Genomic DNA, 21,232 nt, shown 5'->3' with positions numbered 1-21,232 from the left:
CTCCTGTTTTTTCCTATTGTTTAATCCGCTTATCAATCCGATTTACTAACCACAGACCCCCCTCCTGAAACAACTGTACAATTACTACCAACAAAACCACAGTAATCAGCATGGTTTCACTGTCGTACCGATAATATCCATAGTTGGTTGCAATCGCTCCTAAACCGCCGCCGCCGACAAATCCTGCCATAGCAGAATAGCCAAGTATTGTTGCCAATGAAATTGTAACCCCGACAACCAAGGAAGGCCTGGCTTCCGGGAGAAGCACTTTACAGATAATCTGAAATGCTGATGACCCCATTGCCTGTGCCGCTTCAATTACCCCCTCGTTTACTTCCTTTAGAGAAGATTCCACCATGCGGGCCACATAAGGCGCTGCCGCTGCCACTAACGGGACAACGGTTGCAGTGGAACCGATACTGGTTCCCACTACCCACCTTGTAAATGGAAGGATTGCCACCAACAGAATCAGAAACGGAATTGAGCGGACCAAATTAATAATTCCTCCCACTGCCAGATTAATCCCCCTGTTTCTACAGATGCTGTTCGTATCAGTCACATATACCAGCACTCCCAGTGGAATTCCTATCAAATAAGCAAATCCCGTAGAAACCAACACCATATATAATGTTTCTCCAGTTCCCTTAACAAGCAACTCTATCATTTCCTGGCTCATAATTTCCTCCTTCCTCAAAGTATATCTTTTTTTCTTTTAAAAATTGCCTGATCTTCCTACATGTCTTTTCATTTTCAGGCTGTTCAATCAAAATCTGCCCATATGCCTTACCTCCAATGTTCTGTGTATTCGCTCCGAGAATATTAATCAATTCATTACAGTACACTGCTAATTCAGAAACAATTGGATCAAAAGAAGATTGTCCGTCAAATGCAATCCTCAATATCTTTCTGTCGTTCCCCATTTCATCCTGCTGATGATCGGGCAGGATCAGCTTTCTTGCCGTTTCTGACCTGGGATTCAGGAAAATCTCCTTTACGGTTCCGGATTCTACAATTTCCCCCTCACTCATAACCGCGATTCTGTCGCAGATCTGCTCTGCAACCTTCATCTCATGGGTAATGACAATCATAGTCACCCCGTATGATTGGTTAATCTTCTTTAGAAGCTCCAAAATAGATCTGGTAGTAATTGGATCTAACGCACTAGTCGCCTCGTCGCACAGCAGTACTTCCGGATTTGTTGCCAGGGCCCTGGCAATAGCCACTCTCTGCTTTTGGCCTCCAGACAACTGCGACGGATATGCCTTCTCCTTTTCAGTCAGATCAACCAGCTCCAGCAGTTCTTTTGCCCTCTTTAATCTATCTTTCTTTTTTACTCTGGCAAGTTCCAGCGGATAACAGATATTTTCAATTACATTCCTCTGCTCCAATAAATTAAACTGTTGGAAAATCATTCCCATTCTTTGGCGTATCTTTCTAAGTTCTCCCGATCCTGCCATCATCAGATTTGTATCGCCAAAATATACTGCGCCTTCTGTTGGATGCTCCAACAGATTGATACATCTGACCAGCGTGGATTTCCCGGCTCCGGAAAATCCTATGATGCCAAATATTTCACCTTTTTCTATTTCCATGCTGACATCCCTGACGGCAAGAACTTCTTCCTTTTTTCCGTAAAATTTCTTATATATATGATCCAGTCTTATCATACTTTTACCGCTCATATTTCTCATCCTTCCCACAAGACAATAAAAAAGAGACTTTAAAGATATAGCTTCTATAACCTATATCAATAAAACCTCTGGTTTTCCAGTCAGTTTATATTCTTATTTTCTCTTCTTTTTGTATCTGGACAATTCTGCCGTCCTGTACTGTCAGAGTAACAGAACCAAATTTTAATTCTTCCACTATCTGTCTTAGCAGTTTTATGTATTCATCATTTTTTCTGTCTTCCGACACCTGACATCTCATCCCTTTCCCAATCCCGACAAAAAACTGACTGTAAGATTTTTCGCCGGGATATGTATTCTAATAGATTGTTTCTTCTATACCGTTACCAATCTCTTATAATCGTATAAACGGCTTCTGCGAACACTCCATGTCCATGTGCATCCATATGCTCCTGATCTGCGTCACAACAGCTTACATATGCCGACGCTTTCATAAAACTCAGATTCCGTTCTGCGGCTATACCCTCATATACCTGATCCAAATTTCTGGACAATGCAACGGACTGTTTGGAAAATTCTCCGTCATATCCTTCGTGGAAAACTTTTTCGCCAAGATGGATCGGGGATACTAACAAAACTTTTGCCTTATCTGCATACTCATTAATCTGGTTCAGTAACAGAATGATCCCCTTTCCAATCACTTCTGCCGATGCCCCATATACGCTTTTACAGTCATTGGTTCCAAGCATAAGGACTATTCCATCCACCTGTGCATGGGTTTCCAGTAATATCGGCAGCAATGCTGTTCCCCGCCGTCCTTTCCCTTAACGGGTCTTCAAATACCGTTGTTCTCCCGCATAATCCTTCTTCAATAACATGATATGCATCTTCACCCAGCTTTTTCTGTAGCAGACCTGTCCAGCGCTGTTCCCAAGGGAGCCTCATCCCTGTTTCTCCATTCAGCCCCCATGTATTAGAATCTCCAAAACAAAGCAGTTGTTTTATATTGTTTCCCATAATCCCTTCCCCGCACTTTTATTTGCAGGCTATTTCACTGCCTCAAATGCTTCATCCAGCGCGGCGATCAAATCTTCCACTTTCTCGATACCAATAGAAAGACGGATTGTATTCGGCTTGATCCCCTGCTCTAGAAGTTCTTCCTCCGTACTTTGGCTGTGGGTAGTCGTCGCGGGATGGATCACCAGTGATTTCACATCCGCTACATTTGCCAGCAGCGAGAAAATCGCAAGATGGTCGATAAATGTCTGTGCCGTCTTTGCATCTCCCTTAATCTCAAATGTAAAAATGGAACCGCCGCCTTCCGGAAGATATTTCTGATACAGTTCATGGCTGGGCTCACCCTCAAGGGACGGATGATGCACTGCCTCTACCTGCGGATGGCTCGCAAGATATTCTACAATTTTCAGCGCATTGCTTACATGGCGCTCCACCCGGAGCGATAACGTCTCAAGCCCCTGCAGGAACAGAAACGCATGGAATGGGGAAAGCGTCGCCCCCGTATCGCGCAGGATGACTGCACGGATATAGGTCACGAAAGCCGCCGCCCCCGCCGCATCTGCGAAAGATACTCCGTGATAACTTGGATTCGCTTCTGAAATCCACGGATATCTTCCGGAGGCTTTCCAGTCAAAATTACCGCTGTCAACAATTACACCGCCAATCGCTGTTCCATGGCCTCCGATAAATTTTGTTGCGGAATGAACCACAATATCAGCCCCATATTCAATCGGGCGGATCAAATATGGTGTTGCAAATGTAGAATCTACTACCAGTGGGATCTGATGCTTATGGGCAAGATTCGCAAGCTCTTCCAGATCTGCCAGATTGGAATTCGGATTGCCCAAAGTTTCTACAAAGATTGCCTTCGTGTTATCCTGGATCGCCGCCTCAAAGGAATCTTCTGCCTCCGGGTCTACAAAAGTCGTAGTAACATTATTTGTCAATGGCAGTGTATGTGCCAGCAGATTGTAGGTCCCTCCGTAGATTGTCTTGGATGCCACAATATGTTCTCCTGCCTTCGCCAGCGCCTGGAAGGTATAAGTAATTGCCGCCGCACCGGATGCCACAGCCAGCGCTGCCACGCCGCCCTCTAAAGACGCAATCCGCTGTTCAAAAATATCCTGTGTCGGATTCGTCAGCCTTCCGTAAATATTCCCCGCATCCCGAAGTCCGAAACGGTCTGCCGCATGCTGTGAATCATGGAATACATAAGAAGTAGTCGCATAGATTGGAACTGCCCTTGCATCCGTAACCGGATCTGCCTGTTCCTGCCCGATATGTAACTGCCTTGTCTCAAAACCCCAGTTTTTTGAATCCTTTATATTTGCCATTTTAAATTCCTCCTTCTTTAAATCCTATAAATATACTAGCATAATAGGTTTACTTTGTCTAATACATGCAAAAAATATCTGGCTATAAATTCAATTTATAACCAGATATCCGTTAACTGCTGTTCCTGACCGTATCCAGGAACATTTCATGTATTCTGTTGTCCCTATCTAATTCCGGATGAAACGCCATACCATACTGCACTCCACATTTCACTGCCACAATTTTACCTTTCACTGATGAAAGAATTTCCACTCCATCTCCAACTTCCTCAATATACGGCGCCCGTATAAATGTCATGGGAACTTTTCCAATCCCTTTCATTTCCTGCTCCGTGTGAAAGCTTCCAAGCTGCCTGCCATAAGCATTACGTTTCACCTTTACTGGAAGTGTTCCAAAATAGACATGCTGATCATTGGTCAATTTTTCTGCCAGAAGAATCAGTCCCGCACAGGTCGCAAGCACCGGCATCCCACATACAATCTTTTCCTTCAATAGAGGATACATACCCAATTCTTTCAACAATTTCCCCTGGACAGTACTCTCGCCTCCCGGCAAGATCAGGCCATCGAAGTTCTCCTCTAAATCATCTTTTTTACGAAGCTCTATGCAGGATACCCCCAGATTTTCCAGTTTCTTTTGATGCTCAATAAAAGCTCCCTGAACCGCAAGTACCGCAACTTTCATCCTATCTGCCCCTCTCTGCCATCAGAAGTTCTATTTCCTGCTCATTGATTCCCACCATCGCCTCTCCAAGATCCTCTGAAAGTTCTGCTAACAGCCTGCTGTCCTCATAATTCGTCACTGCTTTCACGATTGCCGTTGCGCGCTTCTTGGGATCTCCGGATTTAAAGATACCCGAACCCACAAAAACCCCCTCCGCGCCAAGCTGCATCATCAGGGCTGCGTCTGCCGGTGTGGCAACTCCTCCCGCCGCAAAATTCACAACCGGAAGGCGGCCGTTTTTATGTACATACTCTGCCAATTCATAAGGTACTCTAAGATTTTTTGCCTCCTCGAACAATTCATCCTCACGCATAGAAACAATCTTTGCAATTTCCTGATTCATCATCCGCATGTGCCGAACAGCCTGGATCACATCACCGGTTCCCGGCTCGCCCTTTGTCCGAATCATCGATGCCCCTTCGTTAATTCTTCGGAGCGCCTCTCCAAGATCTCTTGCTCCACACACAAATGGAACTTTGAATTTTCGCTTATCAATATGATATAAATCATCCGCCGGAGAAAGCACCTCACTTTCATCTATATAATCAATTTCTATCGCCTCTAAAATCTGTGCCTCCACAAAATGTCCGATCCTGCATTTCGCCATAACCGGGATTGTCACTGCCTCCTGAATCCCTTTGATCATCTTGGGATCGCTCATTCTCGATACACCGCCTGCCGCACGGATATCCGCAGGAATCCGCTCCAATGCCATAACCGCACATGCTCCTGCCTTTTCTGCTATTTCAGCCTGCTCAGGCGTGGTCACATCCATGATCACACCGCCCTTTAACATCTGTGCCAACTGTCTGTTCAATCCATATCTTTCCATATCCATGTCTGATTCCTCCTTAATCATTCCTGCAAGTTTATATAAATATTAACGTAATACTGGCATTGTTAAAATATCCAATTATATATTATTTAACCATACCATTTATCTATTTGTTTCTTTTTCAGGAAATATGCAGATACTTTTTCAATTTATCGACATACAATTCCCCCATTTTACTTAAAATTGTATTTTTTCTTACAACATATCCAATCTCCATCACGCTGTTTGGATTCTGCTCATCTTCCTGAAAGGGAACCGCAATATAATCACTTCCATTCAGTTCCTCACAGATAATCCCGGAGCAAAGAGTATAGCCGTTCAGGCCAACCATCAGGTTCAGCATCGTCGCACGGTCATTTGCCTTGATAACCTGTGAGTACTCATTCGTTGAGAGAATTTCTTCTGCAAAATAAAAGGAACTGTTATCTCCCTGTTCAAAAGACAGGCAGGGATATCCGTTCAACTGCTCGAATCGAATCGTCTTTTCCTTCGCCAGCGGATGATTCTTCCAAATATAAACATACGCCTGACATTCTATGAGATGATGAAATTCTAGGCTCGCTGATTTTAAGAGTTTTTCCATAGATTTCCGGTTAAAATCACAAAGATAAAGGATACCAACCTCACTTTTCATGGTACTAACATCACGGATTACCTCCGCCGTCCTTGTCTCCCTAACAGCAAATTCATATCTTGACATATCAAATTCCTTTGCCATATCTACAAACGCTTTTACTGCAAAAGAATAATGCTGTGTGGACACTCCGAATTTCTTCTTATGGGCACCGCCCATTCCATATTTTTCCAGAACCGCCTCGTATTGACTGTAGAGCTGTTTTGCATAAAGCAGAAACTCTACTCCGTCATTAGTCAAAGTAACTCCCCTTCCACTCCTGTAAAGCAGGGTAACTCCCAGTTCTTTTTCCAGCTCCTTAATTGCGCTGGTCAGGGACGGCTGTGATACATATAACTGTTCTGCTGCTTTATTCAAAGAGTTTGTTTCTGCAATAACAATCAGATAATGCAATTGAATTAATGTCATCTTTTTTTCCTCATATATTTTCTAAATCCATAATGCCGACAGTTCACAAAATCTCATTCATACTGCCTGTCCGATATCCCTGCAGATCCATCGTAATATAAGTAAATCCCTCTTCTTTTAATCTATTTACAATATCCTCTCTACTGCGCAATAATTTTTCAAATTCATCCGGCATCACTTCTATCCTTGCCATCTTATCATGAATGCGTACACGCACCTGATGAACTCCCAAATCCAAAAGCAACTGTTCCGCATGATCCACCATGGATAATTTTTCTCTGCTTATCGTTTCTCCATATGCAAATCTGGACGAAAGGCAGGCAAAGGACTGCTTATTCCATGTTGCAAGCCCCATAGTCTTCGACAATATGCGTATATCTGCCTTCGACATACCGCTGTTTCTTAACGGACTTTTTATTCCAAATTCAGCCACTGCCTGCAATCCAGGACGATAATCTCCGTCATCATCCAGGTTAGAACCTTCTGCGATAGTTTTTATATTTTCCCGTTTTGCAATTTCCCTGATTTTTTCAAACAGTTCCCGTTTGCACAGATAACAGCGGTTCGGAGGATTTTTACCAAATCCTTCTATTTCCAATTCTTCTGATTCTACTATAATGTGGCGTATTCCCTCTGCCGCACAAAAGCCTCTGGCCTCTCCAAGTTCCCTTTCCGGGAAAGAACAGGAGCTTGCTGTAACCGCAATGCAATTATCTCCCAGAATATCATGTGCCGTTTTCAGAAGAAACGTAGAATCCACGCCGCCGGAAAAGGCAACTGCAACACTTCCCAATCCTTTCAAATAATTTTTTAAAGCTTCCAATTTCTTGAATTGTTCTTTTGACGCTGTTTGTTCTTCCATACTTATAGCTCCTTTTTCGCATAGTCAGTCAAATCCATTATCACTTCGCCGACCTTGAGCAAGCCAGCCACACCGCTACAGTCCCGCATAATCTAAAAAAAGCATCCTCATTTTTTCTTCACTGTCGAAGAATTCATTTTCATGGGGGTTCCCTGTATATTTCCATTTGCCCGCCTCAAAAGCAAGCAGCGTATTCATAGGCGCTTTCTCCCAATTCCCCTTATCCAGCGGCCTTGTGGACACAAAAACAGCCGTCTCTTTCCGTAAAAAATGCAGACTGTCCCTGTAGTTTGTATGCACATACATCAATTCTCCGTCAAACAAAAGCAAATTCACCTTGTTTTCAGGCGTGATCTCTTTTATCACCGCTTCTATTACCGCAAACCGTTCTTCCTGTGATAGTGTTCTTCCTTTTTTCTGTTCCTCCCCATTGATCCTGTCCACAGCATACAAAAGGATCCGTTCGCTGTCCGTCTGCCCTTTCTGGCTGTGTACGTATGGATTCAGTGCCTGACTCTCAAATATCGTGCCGTTATGCGCCAGCGTCCATGTCCGGCCTGACCAGTCCCTCTTCACAAAAGGGTGCGTATTCTCATATTCCAGCGTTCCTCTGGTGGCAAGACGGATATGAGCGATCATCTGGTCTGCTTCCATGTTCGCTCGCAGGCGCTGCCTTAAATACATACTTTTACATGCATTCTCTGGCTGTTTTTCCAATGATACTGCCTTTTCATAGAAAAAAGCCATGCCCCAGCCATGAGGATGCTCCACGCTATGGGAAAAAAATTCCTGAAGAAGGCTGTTAAGCCTTACTTTTTTTGCAGAGCTTACTCCAAATAATTCACACATTTATTTTTCCTGTCTTTCCTTTATCAGCTCCAGAGTCTTATTTACATAACCATCCTTGAACTGTTCCCTGATTTTCCACGCATACCGGTTCCGAGCGTCTGCAAATTTTTCATATTCAAATTCCAGGATCTCCTGTACCGGAAGGCCAATTTTTCCATAAAATTCCTTCATCCTGCGGATGATGGCAAGAGCCGCCTCTGCGGCCGACATACTGTCATTGTCCTGATTCAATATTCCTACTGTTTTTAAGTCATAATGCGCCGCATTCTTGAAATTCTGCACAGCCTGTATCTGATCCCTCTGCGTAAGAGGGACAGTTGGCGCAGACGCCAGCCAAACCATCAATAACTGCGCAAACCGAATGTCCTTTGCTTCCACCCCGGCTTCTACCAGAGGGTTTAAGTCAAACATCCGAAGCTCAATATGGTCCACCCCGTGCCTTCGCAGCACTTCCAGGCTGTTCTCTCCCCTGGGCTTTAGCCGGATAGGGTAGTACAATTCCGACGGCGCTTTCAGTAGGACATTATCAACATATTTTTGGATACTGTCTGCATACGCCTTGACACTGCTGTAATCAAAAATCGGCGCAAATTCATTCCAGTATCCCATTTCACTGCACCTAACGGATGCCATCCCCGTAAAAATATCCCTGTCATAGACTCCCTTTTCCAAAAATGAGCTGTCTAAAATCGGGCTTGCCGCCGTTACCGCCACGAGAATCCAGCCACATGCCGCCATTTGCTCTGCCAGTCTCAAATACAGACTGTTTTTATATTCCAGATAATCCGACTCATTTTCCAGCGGTTTCTTCTTCCCGCCAGTCCTCGCTCTTTTTTGTTCTTCTGTAAAATCTGCCCGCAGCAATTCCTCTGAAAATGAGAAATTCACATGGATCCCGGAAAAAGTCATCTTATACCGCCCGTATTTTTGGGACAGATAATCTCGGTAAGCGGTTTTGGAGACTTCCCTGCCTTCAAATACGGCTACCGGTATATCTCTTTCATTCTCAATATAGGGCGGGTTGGAGAAGGGCCATAGATATTCTTTCTCTGGAAGGCTCCACAGTTTCTGACAAATACGCTGATTATGGAATTCTAATTCTTCCAGTGTTTCTTCTATGCTGGCATGTACAGAAGTATTGATTTCCGTCTGGTTCTCGCAAAAATCCTTCACAATATGCCCATCCTCCGGAAATGGATGCAACGTATGGGCAAACATCCCATTTCCAAAAATCCGAAGACTTTCCTTTTCCAGCCCAAAATTCCCATCCAAAATATGCTTTTTTATAAATTCATTTTCAATATGAAGCATCACAATCTCCCATATTCTTCGATATATTCATCTAGCGTCCTGCCGAGCGCAAGCCCTTCCACCATCTCCCTTGCCGGGCTTTTCAGTTTTGCAGCACGCCTGTACAGTGGTTTTAGGAATTCGTCTTCTCCAAATCCACGCTTGCCCAGTCCATCCTTTGCGGTATCCAGAATCACAAAAAGCAACCCGGAAACCTTCTCCCAGTCAAAGGCGTCCGGCAGCTCTATTTTTACGAACATGCGCCGCAGTTCCGATGCATTATAGCCTTTGTGGTAGATGACGTGATCCCTCTCTATAATCTCAGTAAGCGCGTGTAGATTTTCCATCAAGCCGGCATGGAAGGCAGCCGAAGCCATGATCTCCTTTACCGGCTGCTCGCAGACACTGCGGAATTCTACGGTGCCCCGGAAAGTCAGATCCTCGAATTTAAAAGAACGCAGATACGAAAGATCGGAAAGTTCCGGGTGGAACCAGATTGTCTGGTACTGGTTTCCGTCAAAATACTCTCCTTCTATACTTTCCGAAGAAAAATATTCCTCAAGCGGAATCGGCCGGAAATTTACATATTTGCCATTCCTCTCCACGCAGTACAGGCTCATGCTTCTGATATAACAGATAATCTCATCCACAGACTCAAACTCCAGTCCATACATATCCACATTATGCCTGTTGAGGCCGTGCAGGCTGTTCCTCCAGAAATAATCCCTGCCGCAAAGCTCCTCGTTTTCCTTCCATGGTGAGTTGGCAAAAATAAGCGCTTTGAAAGGCTCCAGTTTTGTAAATGTATTTAATGTTTCCACCAGGTCTTTTTCCTCTACATCCAGTTGAATCTGGCTCGCACAGGAAAACAGGCCGAAATTGGGATAGTGATGGAATAACATCTCCTGTCCATATCTTCCGTAAGAAGAAAGATGGTGGTACAGCATACGGTATCTCTCACTGACCACCGGTATATTCCGGTTTACTTCATAGTGGGGATTGATTCCCATGCCAGTCAGCGTATGGCCGTATGTTTCCAGTTGCTCCCTCACAAAAGCATAGTACCGGGAAAACCGTCCATATACGGTATGCAGATCCATCTCTGTCCCAAAGGAAAATTCCAGCGTATTATAGCTGCAGTCAAAGGATAAGCTGTCCCCTGTCTTTCCATCCAGCGCCGCATAGATAAATCCATCGTCATCTCTTCCCGCCTCCTGGAAATGGAACTTACAGAGGAATGCGTCCGTCACTTTATGTATCACTTCAAAATCCACCGGAGCATGTTCCCGGTTCACAACCGGAAGCTCAAATTCCAGCCCCACACGCCCGGTTCTCTGCCTTTTCGTAGGCGCTATGTACCGATTATAAATTGCTTCATCAAGTGTCTGATCCATGATTTTGTTCTTTCAGAATTTCATAAAAAAATGTAATAAAATAATATTACATACCGTTCCAAGTGCAATCGACAGCATTGTATGATGCCTGTATTTGTAGCTTACAGCCACCAGACATGCGGATATCAGTTCCGACATGCCATACCCAAAGAAAATACCGCAAGACATACCCTTACGGGATTGGAAGACTCCGTTCATCAAGATAAAGTTTTTAAAATCCAGCAGCACATCTTTCAGGCAATATACAATCAGCACCGCCATAATCGCAGAGGGCAGGATACCCCCAAGACGCTTAAGCTTTTCCGGCATCTTCCTTCCATCCCGGAAGGCAAAAAAAGGCAGGGCACGAAGAAAAAATGTAATTGCCGCAGATACCGCCACTGCCGCAATCATCCATCCTCTATCCATCTTGCTTCTCCTTTGGGGCAGTTTCAGTCTGTCTATATTCTCTTTTTAACACCAGGATCCCGGAAGACGCTGCCAGCGCCGGAAGCATGAAATTCCTTTCTCCGAAAACAAGCAGACAGATAACTGCCGCTATAAAACCTGTGAAAGCAGGAACGTGATCCTTGGTTTTTTCCCATTGATCTATAAAAATAATAATAAATAATGCCGTCATACAGAAATCAATTCCCTGAAACCTTACTGGAAGAATCTGTCCCAACATTCCGCCAGCCACTGCTCCAATCATCCAGTAGCATCTGGACAGCGCTGCAATCAGGAACATCATATCTTCTTTCTGGGCGCCCTGCTCAGTAAGAGCCAGATTGACTGCATATGTCTCATCTGTCATTGTATGTATCATATAAAGCATTCTTTTTCCCATGCTCCGAAATTCATGGACAAACGTCAGACTGTAAAAGGTCTGGCGGCTGTTCATCAAGAGCGCCGCCAGAGCTATCGTAATCATAGATGCATTGCTGCTTAATAATGTAATCAATAAAAACTGGAATGCTCCTGTATATACTGTCATACTGATAAACAGCGAATCATACCATCCAAACCCGGCCTCCTCCATCATAATCCCGTAAGCCATGCTGACAAACAGGTAGCTGCACATGATTGGCAGGGATTTCACAAATGCTTTTTTGAAGATTTCTTTTTTCATAGAATCTTTCCTAAGAAACCGTTCAGGCAGACGTAAGTACTATTTCTCCTATTCCGTCACTCCGCCTTCTACCACCAGTTCTTCCTTGTATTCTTCCCCGTAAGTATCTACCAGCGTAGCGTCATAATCAGCATGGAAAAACTGTTCATCTGCTAACGCTTTTATCTCATCATTGATCCACTGAAGAAGTGTCTCATTTCCTTTTGATACGGCCGGCGCAATCGTATCTTTGCTTCCCAGTTCCGGAATGCCTACCGTATATCCTTTATTCTGCAGCGCATATGCGATGACTTCTGTATTATCATTCGCCCACGCAACGCCATTTCGATTTTCAAGGGCGTTTTTCGCTGTCGCATAAGAATCATATTTCTGCAGCGGAATATCCGGATAATTTTCTGTCAGGTAGGTCTCGGCCGTTGTGCCGGAGATCACAATGATCTGGTCGTCACTGTTCCAGTCGTCCAGGCTTTCCACTACTTTATCGTCCGGCGATACTACCCCAAGCGCCACATTCATATATGGCAGGGCAAAATCCACTTCTTCTGCCCTTTCCTCTGTTACGGTAAAATTCGCTAAAATAATATCTACTTTACCAGTCTGGAGATATTCAATACGGTTCGCGGCCTCTGTGGAAACGAAATCAACCTTCACTCCCAGATCCTCTCCGATCTTATTGGCAAAATAAACATCATATCCCTGGTATTCTCCGTTCTCATCTACGTAACCGAAAGGATTCTTATCGGAAAATACCCCGATATGGATGGTTCCGTCTTCCTTGATTTCATCCAGAGTACGGTATACTGTATCTGCGCCTGCTGTCTGTTCCTCCTTCTGAGCCTCCTCTTTCTGGCTGTCGCTTTCTGTTCGCTGACTCCCGCATGCTGTCAGTGCCAGAATGGCAGATACTGCAGCCGCTATGGATATAAATTTTTTTAAAACTGAATTTTTCATGATGATATATCTCCTTTCTTCTCTTTTTATTTTCTTTCATTTTCCCTGTTTATCTTTACCCTTTACCGTTTCAAAAGAAAATGTATTTAAAAATTGTTTTGCCCTTTCTGTTTTCGGATTTTCAAAAAATTCTTCCGGCGGCGCGTTCTCTATGATTTTCCCTTTATCTAAGAATAGGACTCTGTCTGCGACCGCACGGGCAAACTGCATTTCATGGGTAACGATCAGCATGGTCCTTCCCTGGGCTGCCAGCGCTAATATAACATCCAGCACCTCCCTGACCATCTCCGGATCCAATGCCGCCGTCACCTCATCAAACAGCAGCAGTTCCGGATGCATACACAAAGCCCTGACAATCGCCACCCGCTGCTTCTGCCCCCCTGACAACTGTCTGGGAAAACATCCGGCTTTCTCTTTTAAGCCTACCCTCTCAAGAAGGCTTACGGCTTCCTCTGTAATATCCGCTTTTTTTCTCTTTTGCACCTTCATCGGCGCAAGCAGGATATTATCAAGCACTGTCATATGAGGGAACAGCTCGTAGCTCTGAAATACCATGCCAATCTTCTGCCGGATACTGGTCAGTTCCCGGCTCTTCGGATCAATCTGTTCCTCCCCTAACCGGATGATTCCACCCTGAATCGGTTCTAAAGCATTGATACACCGAAGCATCGTACTTTTCCCGCATCCGCTTGAACCTACCAGCACGATCACTTCGCCCTTTTGGATCGTCAGGCTGATATCGTCAAGGATCCGGCTTTCTTCAAACTGCTTGGTTACATGTTCCATGGTAAGCAGCGCCTGGCCGCTGGCTACATCCTGCCCCGGCATATCCTGCAAGAATGGTCCTGCCATAAAAGATCACCTCCATCTTTGTTCCAGATATCTTGCTGCCATACTGATGGGCCAGCAGGCGAAAAAATATAATAAAAATACGACGAGGTAAATGCCAAATGCCGCATTGGGGCTTGCCGTCCGGTTTGCCTCTATGATCTGCTGCGCGACTTTGAGGATTTCAACCACTCCGATCATCAACACAAGGCTGGTTGTTTTGATCATTCTTGTAATCAGATTGATGGACAGCGGAATTAATCTTCTTAATGTCTGTGGAACCACAATATACCGATAAATCTGTACCTTACTAAGCCCTAATGCCTCTCCGCTCTCATACTGATGGACCGGTATGCTGACGAGCGCCCCTCTTACCAGATCGCTCATCTCTGCAGTTCCCCAGAGGGAAAATACGATAACCGAAGCACTTTCCCCTGACAAATCCCATCCAAACGCCCGTGTCGTCCCAAAAAACACAAGGAACAACAGCACCATCTGAGGCATGATGCGGATGATTTCCAGATAAACCCGGAGCGCTGCTTTTATGAACGGATTTTTCCATGTCATGAGGGTTCCAAGCAGGATTCCTGCCGGAAGGCTGACCGCCACAGATACCAGGCTGATCTTTAACGCTGCCAGAAGTCCGGTAAAGAGCCTTGCCATGTTCTGGCCTTTTAGCAGCACCTCAAGCCCCAAATCCAGCATAACGCACCCTCCTCTCCAACGCCGCCCCCAGTATGGATACCGGAAGCAGGATAATCAGATAGAACACCACCAGCAGAAACAGGCTTTCTGTCGTCTTATAATACAGTCCGATCAGATCTTTCGCTGTAAACATCAGATCCATCAGGCTTATGGCGCTGAATACGCTGGTTTCCTTCAAAAGAAAGATCACATTTGCAACAAAAGCAGGTACACTGATGGAAAATGCCTGTGGCAGAATAACATACCGCATAGTCTGATAACGGTTCATCCCCAGGCTTTGGGCGCTCTCCATCTGTATCTTCTCCACCGCCTCCAATCCGCTGCGGAAGGCTTCCGCCATGTAGCTACCTCCGAGAAACGCCAGCCCGGCCATACCGCAAACCTGTGCATCTGTCCTGACTCCGATCTTTGGCAGCCCATAATACAGAAAAAACAACTGGACAAGCAGCGGCGTATTGCGGCTAAGTTCTATATATACTACCGTTAATCCTGTTAAAACAGGAATTCTATAATACTGGATGGCCGCGCACAGCAAACCGATCACAATGGAAAGCAGAACTCCGGCAAATCCAATCTTTACAGTAAGCCATGCCGCTTTCTCATACAAAGGCAAATATTTTGTTATAAATTCGAGACTCATCGTGCCATCTCCTAATACAATGCTGCTTCTATACTCACGACCGATGAAATCTGCTGTGAGTATTGCGTCAGCACATTTACTGTTGTTTTAGATATAATACATATTCTGCAAAGCTTCTTCCTGCTCTTTTGCACATTCCGCAAGTTTTTCTAATGTCAGGCTATTGAAAAAGTGTCCTGCCAATTCATTTACAGGTTCAATAATTTCCCGCTGGACTACAGATACATTCGTTTCTCCTTTTCCATCTCCCTGTACTTCTTCGCTATCCAGGAAATAGCTTCCATCTAACGCTACAATAATATCTGCCGCCCTGATATCCTTTGGAGGCCTTGCCAGGAGATAGCCTCCCTGCGGGCCTTTAATGCTCTTGATAATTCCAGCTTTTCTGAGCGATGCGAATATCTGTTCCAGATACTTAACAGAGATGCTGTTCCTGTCAGCAATTTCATTAAGCTGCATACTGCCGTTTTCAGCGTTCCGTGCAAGATCAATCAGCGCCCGGATTCCATACCTGCTCCGTTTTGAAAAAATCATTGTTCCTGCCTTCCTTATCTTCTTTATTCGGTAAACAATGGAGTGGAATAATACCTGTCTCCCGTGTCCGGCAATAACGCCACAATGACCTTTCCCTGGTTCTCGGGACGCTTTGCCAGTTCAATGGCTGCATGCAGCGCTGCGCCGGAAGAAATTCCCACCAGGATACCCTCCTTTTTTGCGAGGAGCTTCGCCGCCGCAAAAGCATCTTCATTTTCTGCCCGAAATACTTCATCATAAATATCTGTATCCAGCACATCCGGAACAAAACCGGCTCCGATTCCCTGAATCTTATGGGCTCCGGCTTTTCCTTCCGACAATACAGGCGATGCTGCCGGCTCCAGCGCAACTACCTTCACATCAGTTTTTTGTTCCTTCAGATATTTTCCAACGCCTGTCACCGTTCCTCCAGTTCCTACGCCGGCGATAAAAATATCAATCTTTCCGTCTGTGTCATTCCAGATCTCCGGTCCCGTCGTCGCTTCATGGATCTTTGGATTCGCCGGATTTACAAACTGTCCGGGGATGAAGCTGTCAGGAATTTCCTCCGCTAATTCATCCGCTTTTTCAATGGCGCCCTTCATTCCTTTTGCACCTTCGGTCAGTACAAGTTCCGCTCCATATGCCTTTAAAATATTCCTCCGCTCCACGCTCATAGTCTCCGGCATCGTCAGAATAATACGGTATCCCTTTGCCGCCGCGATTGCCGCCAGTCCGATCCCCGTATTTCCCGATGTGGGTTCAATGATCACAGAGCCTTCTTTCAGTAAGCCTTTTTCCTCGGCGTCTTCTAACATCGCTTTGGCAATCCTGTCCTTTACGCTGCCAGCCGGATTAAAATACTCCAGCTTCACCAACACGGTTGCTAAAAGCCCAAGCTCCTTTTCAATATTCACGATTTCTACCAGCGGAGTATTCCCAATCAGCCCCAATGTGCCTTTATAATATTTTGCCATTTTCATTTCCTTCTTTCTTCATAATTACAGGCATAAAAAAGGAGTACTGTTATCTTCCAGTACCCGGATATATGCCGTGCCTTTTTACATGGAACTTAAGCATAACAAAGTCTGCTGCTACACCGTATCACACAACATATCCGGTAAACCAACATCCGACAACAGCATAAATTCCTGCAACAGTTATTTGCCATGACTTTTCTCCTTTCCTTTTCGTTGAATGTATATTACTACTACTTACCTACTATGTCAATAGGTTTATATGATTTTATTGAAATTATTTTTCGCATAGGATATAATGAGATATAGTAAAGAAGCAATATGGAGGTTCATTTCTATGATTTCAACAAAGGCACGCTATTCCCTCAGAGTGATGGTCGATCTTGCACAGCACCAGGAAGAAACTTACGTTCCGTTAAAAGAAATAGCAAAACGTCAGGAAATTTCTGAAAAGTACCTGGAAATCATTCTGAAAATGTTAGTGAAAGGCAAAATCGTAAAAGGACTTCGCGGAAAGGGCGGCGGATACCGGCTTACCCGTATGCCAAAAGAATATACCATAGGAGAAATCATAGAACTGACAGAAGGCCCCCTTTCCCCGGTTGCCTGTTTAATGCCGGATGCAGAAATCTGCCCCAGAAATGAAAAATGCATTACTTTACCATTGTGGAAGAAATACAACACCCTTATTCATGATTTTTTTTATAATATAACTTTAGAGGATCTAATAGCTGGGCACTTTTAAATGAACCACCCCGCAGTAAGTACGGGGTATCACATCTTGGCTTCCTTTTCGGAACGCAACAAGCCGCAGGGCATTAACCAAGGTATGACAAATAAATACCTTATCCCGAATTCGGGATAAGTAAAGGGCATTATCCGAGAAGTTTCATTATCAAAGAAACATCGTAAGAAGTGCAGTTTATAGGCGGTTTTCAAAAAACTTCTCAGATAATTACTTAAACCTTATACTGTAGATACAGCGTAAAAATAATGCTGAATGTATAAGGAGGACAACAATGATGTGCCAAAATAACAGTGTGCCGTTTGAGCAGGTAATCCAATCCTTAATGCAGCTTTTGGAAGGGCAGGGATACTGTGTAGCTGTATTAGCAAGGAATCGCCGGATTTCAGATGAGATGAGGGGATTTTTAAGGGAAAACAAATCTGACTTCTATACCGAAGATACCGGTAGGGCTTTTGTTGAGTTTTGCAAAACGCACGATGTGTCATCAGAAACAAAAAATAATGCTGCTCTATTCACCCAACGCCTGAATGCTATTTTAAGGGGAGAAAAACTCCCCATCTGCCTTATGCCGGAAGAAAATTACGTTCTTCCTGATGGTTTAAAGATCCTTTTGGATTATTACCATGCTGACTGTATGGTCAGAGGATTAAAGGAGATTACTGCCAGAATAAACATCCAGCAGAACAGGCGTTTTCTTTATCATCTTTCCTGCAATGGATGTACAGAAGCAGGCCAGATCAATTCAAAAGTGGTTGGAACAGCAATACTTGCTATGGGAAGCGGCTGTTACATTCCGAGGATAAAGACTTTTTTAAGATTCCTTTTTGAGCATGGACATACGGATAAAGATTTCTCTTACATAGTACCTGGCTACAGGATTCCACAGCCAGTTCCTTCTGTCTATTCTGAAGACGAACTGTCAAAAATAGAAGAAGCCGTCCTTTCAGGAAATCCTCTTGGCAGACGGGACTATGCAATCGTGTTGCTTGCCTCCCGTCTGGGTCTCCGCAGTGGCGATATTGCAACGCTCACTTTTGATTCGATTGATTATGACGCAAACCTTATCTGTATTATCCAACAAAAAACAGGTACGGGACTGGAACTTCCACTGCTTCCTGAAATCAGGGAGGCGATTGCTGCATATGCCAGTGAGGAACGCCCCATTTCCGACAGCCCCTATATATTCCTTACGCCGCGCGCACCATACCGGCATATTTCAGCCAAAGCGATAGGGAAACGGATTGCAAAGGCATTAGAGAGAACAGACATTGATATCGGAGGCCGTAAACATGGCGCACATTCTTTACGTGCCTCTCTTGCCAGTTCCATGGTAAATGAGGGCATTCCCTATGAAGCAGTCCGCAAGACCCTCGGGCATTCAGATTTGAACTCCACTAAATGCTATGCCCGTCTTGACTTAGAACAGCTGCGCCCTTATACGCTTTCCCCACCAGAGGCATCGGGGTTTTTCCTCGAATTCCTTATGGGAAGGAGGTGTGTTGAATGATGAAATTCAAGAGTGCTTTCAATCAGGAAATAAATGATTACCTTGCGCTTAGGGAACATACCGTATCCCATGGTACATACAAATGTGATTGCGTTACACTGCATTCTTTTGATGACTATCTCGCTGCAAATGGCATTTGCAACAAAGAAATCTCCAGTAAAGATGTTTACGGATGGATGCAGTTGCTGCACCCGGCTTATGCCAGAAGCACAGTCGTTGGAAAAGTCAGTAACTTAAGGAAGTTCCTTGAATATTTGCGCCATGTTGGATTTTCGGTATTTTTGCCAGACTGTCCGAAACTGCGTGATACATATATGCCATATATTTTCTCAGATGATGAACTGGATAAGATTTTCCGGGCTGCTGATTCAATCCAGATGACAAAAAACAGCATCCCCCATATACAGCTTGAAATCCCCATGCTTCTCAGGCTCCTGTATTGCTGTGGCCTCCGGGTAAATGAAGCGCTGACAATCCGCATAAAAGACATCCATTTTGAAAATGATGCTATTTTGATCCGCAATGCAAAAAACAAGAAGCAGCGGATTGTTCCCATAGGCGGGGAATTAACAGATATGTTGAAAAAATACTGTCTCTCAATAGACCTGTCAGGCAGTCCTGAAAACTTTCTGTTTCCAGGCCGTGTCCCGGAAAAACATATGTCAGAAAACACTGCTATGCGCCGGTTCAAGGCAATCCTGAAAGAAACTGACATTTATATAGAGCCTGTGCCGCATACCCGTGGACAGTGCCTTCATTGTTTCCGCCATCTGTTTGCCATCAGGTCGTTTGCGCAGGCAGAGCGCAACGGCCGGCTTACGGACGATTCTGTGCCATACCTGTCCTTATATCTGGGGCATGACGACATGAACGGCACAGAAAAATATCTGAAATTCAGCAGCGATATGTTCCCTGAATACAACGACCTGTTTGAGTCTTATGCCGGGGATGTTTTTTCGGAGGTGTCGTATGAGGAATAAAACAGAAACATTCATGGAAATATTACAGAGCTTTTTTGATATTTATATGCCCTATTCAGCCGGACTGTCTGACAATACAATCCATTCTTATAAATATGCATTCCGTCTGCTGTTGGAATACATGTTTGTCAAGCGTGGGATTCCAGCAGACAAAGTTACTTTTAAACTTTTGGATTACAATACGGTCAACAGTTTCCTTATCTGGCTGGAAGAAGAAAGGGGATGCACAGCTTCCACCCGCAATCAACGGCTGGCGGCTTTATCATCATTTGCGGCGTATGCACAAAACCAGGATCTTGAGGCTGCGTCCGTATTCATGCATAATTTAAAGAAGATACCAGTAAAAAAGCAAAAATCAGGCCCACGCACGGTATTTTCCTTAAATGAAGTCACTGTCCTGCTACAGATTCCAGACGAAAGGAAATATACTGGCAGACGGGACAAAGTCCTCCTAAACTTCATGTATGCCAGTGGTGCCAGGGCACAGGAGATCTGCGATTTAAGGGTTCGTGACATGCAGAAACAGAAAGATCAGGTTCGGATTACCCTCATCGGAAAAGGGAATAAATCCCGGCGAATTATAATAGCAAAGCAATGTGGAGAGATACTTTGCCAGTATTTGTCATACCGGAAAATTGAAAACAGGCCTAACAGCCATGTTTTCTCAAGTCAAACTCATGAGCAAATGACAATTTCCTGCATTGAAGGGATTTTCAAAAAATACGTCCAGGCAGCAAAACAGCAGAATCCGGACATGTTCCTTGAAGCGCATTATTCGCCGCATACTATGAGGCATACTACCGCTACCCACATGCTAGAAGCTGGCATTCCAATCATCGCAATAAAGAATTTTCTGGGGCATACGTCGGTTGCAACTACTCAACGATATGCGGAGCTTTCACAAGGAACGGTGAACAAGCATATCAAAGAATGGAATGAAAAGTGGTTCCCGAAACAGAATGTTGTCACCCAAAAGTCTGATAATGAAAATATTATGCCTGATTTCTTGAATTAGTACTGTATGAACATACATATATTATCCGAGAAGTTTTTTGAAAACCGCCTATAAACTGCACTTCTTACGATGTTTCTTTGATAATGAAACTTCTCGGATAATGCTCTTTATTTCAGTTCTGACATAAAAAGCAAGATTCGCCTGAGTAACTCAAAACCCACTTCGTGGATTTTGCTTACCCGGCAAACTTGATGGGGATTCCGCTCCCCATGCCCTCGGTTATTGCATATCTTCCAAAATATGCAGGCTGGCTCCTATTAAAAATAGTCGCAGCGTGATTGTTCC

The 21,232-nt window shown here is 44.4% G+C and carries 25 protein-coding genes; 4 read left to right on the top strand and 21 right to left on the bottom strand.

The window, feature by feature from the left end:
• Positions 1 to 13 precede the first annotated feature (13 nt).
• From AC6I3O_RS04980 to cysK, 21 genes are all read right to left on the bottom strand, one after another.
• Complete coding sequence (locus AC6I3O_RS04980) at positions 14 to 676, bottom strand: methionine ABC transporter permease (RefSeq protein ID WP_497849960.1); 663 nt, start codon at positions 674 to 676, stop codon at positions 14 to 16.
• Entirely contained in the window at positions 645 to 1,682 is a 1,038-nt protein-coding gene (locus AC6I3O_RS04975) for a methionine ABC transporter ATP-binding protein (RefSeq protein ID WP_497849959.1), read from the bottom strand. Before AC6I3O_RS04975 ends, AC6I3O_RS04980 begins: the two co-directional genes overlap by 32 nt.
• Positions 1,683 to 1,776: 94 nt before the next feature.
• Positions 1,777 to 1,929 carry a YezD family protein gene (locus AC6I3O_RS04970; protein ID WP_022745262.1) on the bottom strand — a complete coding sequence of 51 codons (153 nt, stop codon included), beginning with the start codon at positions 1,927 to 1,929 and terminating at the stop codon, positions 1,777 to 1,779.
• A gap of 82 nt (positions 1,930 to 2,011) precedes the next feature.
• Positions 2,012 to 2,428, bottom strand: coding sequence for an SGNH/GDSL hydrolase family protein (locus AC6I3O_RS04965; RefSeq protein ID WP_497849958.1), 417 nt, complete (start codon positions 2,426 to 2,428; stop codon positions 2,012 to 2,014).
• Positions 2,361 to 2,645, bottom strand: coding sequence for a hypothetical protein (locus AC6I3O_RS04960; RefSeq protein WP_497849957.1), 285 nt, complete (start codon positions 2,643 to 2,645; stop codon positions 2,361 to 2,363). The genes AC6I3O_RS04965 and AC6I3O_RS04960 overlap by 68 nt, the downstream gene beginning before the upstream one ends.
• A 29-nt stretch (positions 2,646 to 2,674) precedes the next feature.
• Positions 2,675 to 3,979, bottom strand: coding sequence for an O-acetylhomoserine aminocarboxypropyltransferase/cysteine synthase family protein (locus AC6I3O_RS04955; protein WP_497849956.1), 1,305 nt, complete (start codon positions 3,977 to 3,979; stop codon positions 2,675 to 2,677).
• Between the two features lie 112 nt (positions 3,980 to 4,091).
• Complete coding sequence (gene pdxT, locus AC6I3O_RS04950) at positions 4,092 to 4,664, bottom strand: pyridoxal 5'-phosphate synthase glutaminase subunit PdxT (protein ID WP_016221450.1); 573 nt, start codon at positions 4,662 to 4,664, stop codon at positions 4,092 to 4,094.
• 1 nt (position 4,665) lies between these two features.
• Positions 4,666 to 5,541 carry a pyridoxal 5'-phosphate synthase lyase subunit PdxS gene (gene pdxS, locus AC6I3O_RS04945; RefSeq protein ID WP_497849955.1) on the bottom strand — a complete coding sequence of 292 codons (876 nt, stop codon included), beginning with the start codon at positions 5,539 to 5,541 and terminating at the stop codon, positions 4,666 to 4,668.
• A gap of 118 nt (positions 5,542 to 5,659) precedes the next feature.
• Positions 5,660 to 6,580 (bottom strand): LysR family transcriptional regulator, encoded by a 921-nt coding sequence (locus tag AC6I3O_RS04940; protein ID WP_497849954.1) that lies wholly within the window; start codon positions 6,578 to 6,580, stop codon positions 5,660 to 5,662.
• A 43-nt stretch (positions 6,581 to 6,623) separates the two neighbouring features.
• Positions 6,624 to 7,442, bottom strand: a complete 819-nt coding sequence (gene larE / locus AC6I3O_RS04935; protein WP_497849953.1) for an ATP-dependent sacrificial sulfur transferase LarE — start codon at positions 7,440 to 7,442, stop codon at positions 6,624 to 6,626.
• Positions 7,443 to 7,517: 75 nt separating this feature from the next.
• On the bottom strand, positions 7,518 to 8,291 hold the full coding sequence (locus AC6I3O_RS04930) for a class II glutamine amidotransferase (RefSeq protein ID WP_497849952.1): 774 nt from the start codon (positions 8,289 to 8,291) through the stop codon (positions 7,518 to 7,520).
• Positions 8,292 to 9,602: a hypothetical protein gene (locus tag AC6I3O_RS04925; protein ID WP_497849951.1), complete on the bottom strand. Its 1,311-nt coding sequence runs from the start codon at positions 9,600 to 9,602 to the stop codon at positions 8,292 to 8,294. It lies immediately after the preceding gene.
• Complete coding sequence (locus tag AC6I3O_RS04920) at positions 9,602 to 10,975, bottom strand: glutamate-cysteine ligase family protein (RefSeq protein WP_497849950.1); 1,374 nt, start codon at positions 10,973 to 10,975, stop codon at positions 9,602 to 9,604. The genes AC6I3O_RS04925 and AC6I3O_RS04920 overlap by 1 nt, the downstream gene beginning before the upstream one ends.
• Positions 10,976 to 10,987: 12 nt before the next feature.
• Positions 10,988 to 11,383 (bottom strand): branched-chain amino acid transporter permease, encoded by a 396-nt coding sequence (locus AC6I3O_RS04915; RefSeq protein WP_016221444.1) that lies wholly within the window; start codon positions 11,381 to 11,383, stop codon positions 10,988 to 10,990.
• Positions 11,376 to 12,083 carry an AzlC family ABC transporter permease gene (locus AC6I3O_RS04910; protein WP_016221443.1) on the bottom strand — a complete coding sequence of 236 codons (708 nt, stop codon included), beginning with the start codon at positions 12,081 to 12,083 and terminating at the stop codon, positions 11,376 to 11,378. Before AC6I3O_RS04910 ends, AC6I3O_RS04915 begins: the two co-directional genes overlap by 8 nt.
• 48 nt (positions 12,084 to 12,131) lie before the next feature.
• Positions 12,132 to 13,034: a transporter substrate-binding domain-containing protein gene (locus AC6I3O_RS04905; RefSeq protein WP_497849949.1), complete on the bottom strand. Its 903-nt coding sequence runs from the start codon at positions 13,032 to 13,034 to the stop codon at positions 12,132 to 12,134.
• 36 nt (positions 13,035 to 13,070) lie between these two features.
• Positions 13,071 to 13,886, bottom strand: a complete 816-nt coding sequence (locus AC6I3O_RS04900; protein WP_016221441.1) for an amino acid ABC transporter ATP-binding protein — start codon at positions 13,884 to 13,886, stop codon at positions 13,071 to 13,073.
• 6 nt (positions 13,887 to 13,892) lie between these two features.
• Positions 13,893 to 14,567, bottom strand: coding sequence for an amino acid ABC transporter permease (locus tag AC6I3O_RS04895; RefSeq protein WP_497849948.1), 675 nt, complete (start codon positions 14,565 to 14,567; stop codon positions 13,893 to 13,895).
• A complete protein-coding gene (locus AC6I3O_RS04890; protein WP_497849947.1) occupies positions 14,548 to 15,207 on the bottom strand; it encodes an amino acid ABC transporter permease in 660 nt (219 codons plus the stop codon). Before AC6I3O_RS04890 ends, AC6I3O_RS04895 begins: the two co-directional genes overlap by 20 nt.
• Positions 15,208 to 15,294: 87 nt before the next feature.
• Positions 15,295 to 15,741, bottom strand: coding sequence for an RrF2 family transcriptional regulator (locus AC6I3O_RS04885; RefSeq protein ID WP_497849946.1), 447 nt, complete (start codon positions 15,739 to 15,741; stop codon positions 15,295 to 15,297).
• A gap of 23 nt (positions 15,742 to 15,764) precedes the next feature.
• Positions 15,765 to 16,697, bottom strand: coding sequence for a cysteine synthase A (cysK, locus tag AC6I3O_RS04880; RefSeq protein WP_016221437.1), 933 nt, complete (start codon positions 16,695 to 16,697; stop codon positions 15,765 to 15,767).
• 337 nt (positions 16,698 to 17,034) lie between these two features.
• Here cysK and AC6I3O_RS04875 point away from each other — a divergent pair, with 337 nt between their 5' ends.
• The 4 genes from AC6I3O_RS04875 (at position 17,035) to AC6I3O_RS04860 (ending at position 20,947) form a co-directional block, all read left to right on the top strand.
• Positions 17,035 to 17,442: an RrF2 family transcriptional regulator gene (locus tag AC6I3O_RS04875; protein ID WP_497849945.1), complete on the top strand. Its 408-nt coding sequence runs from the start codon at positions 17,035 to 17,037 to the stop codon at positions 17,440 to 17,442.
• A gap of 274 nt (positions 17,443 to 17,716) precedes the next feature.
• Positions 17,717 to 18,952, top strand: coding sequence for a site-specific integrase (locus AC6I3O_RS04870; RefSeq protein WP_290451271.1), 1,236 nt, complete (start codon positions 17,717 to 17,719; stop codon positions 18,950 to 18,952).
• Complete coding sequence (locus tag AC6I3O_RS04865) at positions 18,949 to 19,932, top strand: tyrosine-type recombinase/integrase (protein ID WP_004074395.1); 984 nt, start codon at positions 18,949 to 18,951, stop codon at positions 19,930 to 19,932. Before AC6I3O_RS04870 ends, AC6I3O_RS04865 begins: the two co-directional genes overlap by 4 nt.
• Positions 19,922 to 20,947 carry a tyrosine-type recombinase/integrase gene (locus tag AC6I3O_RS04860; protein ID WP_172538080.1) on the top strand — a complete coding sequence of 342 codons (1,026 nt, stop codon included), beginning with the start codon at positions 19,922 to 19,924 and terminating at the stop codon, positions 20,945 to 20,947. The genes AC6I3O_RS04865 and AC6I3O_RS04860 overlap by 11 nt, the downstream gene beginning before the upstream one ends.
• Positions 20,948 to 21,232 lie beyond the last annotated feature (285 nt).

This window comes from Sporofaciens sp. St.21A7 (genome assembly GCF_059728535.1).
This window is presented reverse-complemented; position numbering and strand designations above follow the sequence as displayed.

Bases quoted from the DNA above. Each gene is read 5' to 3' on its own strand.
- AC6I3O_RS04980 (WP_497849960.1), bottom strand. From the start codon at position 676: ATGAGCCAGGAAATGATAGAGTTGCTTGTTAAGGGAACTGGAGAAACA.
- AC6I3O_RS04975 (WP_497849959.1), bottom strand. From the start codon at position 1,682: ATGAGCGGTAAAAGTATGATAAGACTGGATCATATATATAAGAAATTT.
- AC6I3O_RS04970 (WP_022745262.1), bottom strand. From the start codon at position 1,929: ATGAGATGTCAGGTGTCGGAAGACAGAAAAAATGATGAATACATAAAA.
- AC6I3O_RS04960 (WP_497849957.1), bottom strand. From the start codon at position 2,645: ATGGGAAACAATATAAAACAACTGCTTTGTTTTGGAGATTCTAATACA.
- AC6I3O_RS04955 (WP_497849956.1), bottom strand. From the start codon at position 3,979: ATGGCAAATATAAAGGATTCAAAAAACTGGGGTTTTGAGACAAGGCAG.
- pdxT (WP_016221450.1), bottom strand. From the start codon at position 4,664: ATGAAAGTTGCGGTACTTGCGGTTCAGGGAGCTTTTATTGAGCATCAA.
- pdxS (WP_497849955.1), bottom strand. From the start codon at position 5,541: ATGGATATGGAAAGATATGGATTGAACAGACAGTTGGCACAGATGTTA.
- AC6I3O_RS04940 (WP_497849954.1), bottom strand. From the start codon at position 6,580: ATGACATTAATTCAATTGCATTATCTGATTGTTATTGCAGAAACAAAC.
- larE (WP_497849953.1), bottom strand. From the start codon at position 7,442: ATGGAAGAACAAACAGCGTCAAAAGAACAATTCAAGAAATTGGAAGCT.
- AC6I3O_RS04930 (WP_497849952.1), bottom strand. From the start codon at position 8,291: ATGTGTGAATTATTTGGAGTAAGCTCTGCAAAAAAAGTAAGGCTTAAC.
- AC6I3O_RS04925 (WP_497849951.1), bottom strand. From the start codon at position 9,602: ATGCTTCATATTGAAAATGAATTTATAAAAAAGCATATTTTGGATGGG.
- AC6I3O_RS04920 (WP_497849950.1), bottom strand. From the start codon at position 10,975: ATGGATCAGACACTTGATGAAGCAATTTATAATCGGTACATAGCGCCT.
- AC6I3O_RS04915 (WP_016221444.1), bottom strand. From the start codon at position 11,383: ATGGATAGAGGATGGATGATTGCGGCAGTGGCGGTATCTGCGGCAATT.
- AC6I3O_RS04910 (WP_016221443.1), bottom strand. From the start codon at position 12,083: ATGAAAAAAGAAATCTTCAAAAAAGCATTTGTGAAATCCCTGCCAATC.
- AC6I3O_RS04905 (WP_497849949.1), bottom strand. From the start codon at position 13,034: ATGAAAAATTCAGTTTTAAAAAAATTTATATCCATAGCGGCTGCAGTA.
- AC6I3O_RS04900 (WP_016221441.1), bottom strand. From the start codon at position 13,886: ATGGCAGGACCATTCTTGCAGGATATGCCGGGGCAGGATGTAGCCAGC.
- AC6I3O_RS04895 (WP_497849948.1), bottom strand. From the start codon at position 14,567: ATGCTGGATTTGGGGCTTGAGGTGCTGCTAAAAGGCCAGAACATGGCA.
- AC6I3O_RS04890 (WP_497849947.1), bottom strand. From the start codon at position 15,207: ATGAGTCTCGAATTTATAACAAAATATTTGCCTTTGTATGAGAAAGCG.
- AC6I3O_RS04885 (WP_497849946.1), bottom strand. From the start codon at position 15,741: ATGATTTTTTCAAAACGGAGCAGGTATGGAATCCGGGCGCTGATTGAT.
- cysK (WP_016221437.1), bottom strand. From the start codon at position 16,697: ATGGCAAAATATTATAAAGGCACATTGGGGCTGATTGGGAATACTCCG.
- AC6I3O_RS04875 (WP_497849945.1), top strand. From the start codon at position 17,035: ATGATTTCAACAAAGGCACGCTATTCCCTCAGAGTGATGGTCGATCTT.
- AC6I3O_RS04870 (WP_290451271.1), top strand. From the start codon at position 17,717: ATGATGTGCCAAAATAACAGTGTGCCGTTTGAGCAGGTAATCCAATCC.
- AC6I3O_RS04865 (WP_004074395.1), top strand. From the start codon at position 18,949: ATGATGAAATTCAAGAGTGCTTTCAATCAGGAAATAAATGATTACCTT.
- AC6I3O_RS04860 (WP_172538080.1), top strand. From the start codon at position 19,922: ATGAGGAATAAAACAGAAACATTCATGGAAATATTACAGAGCTTTTTT.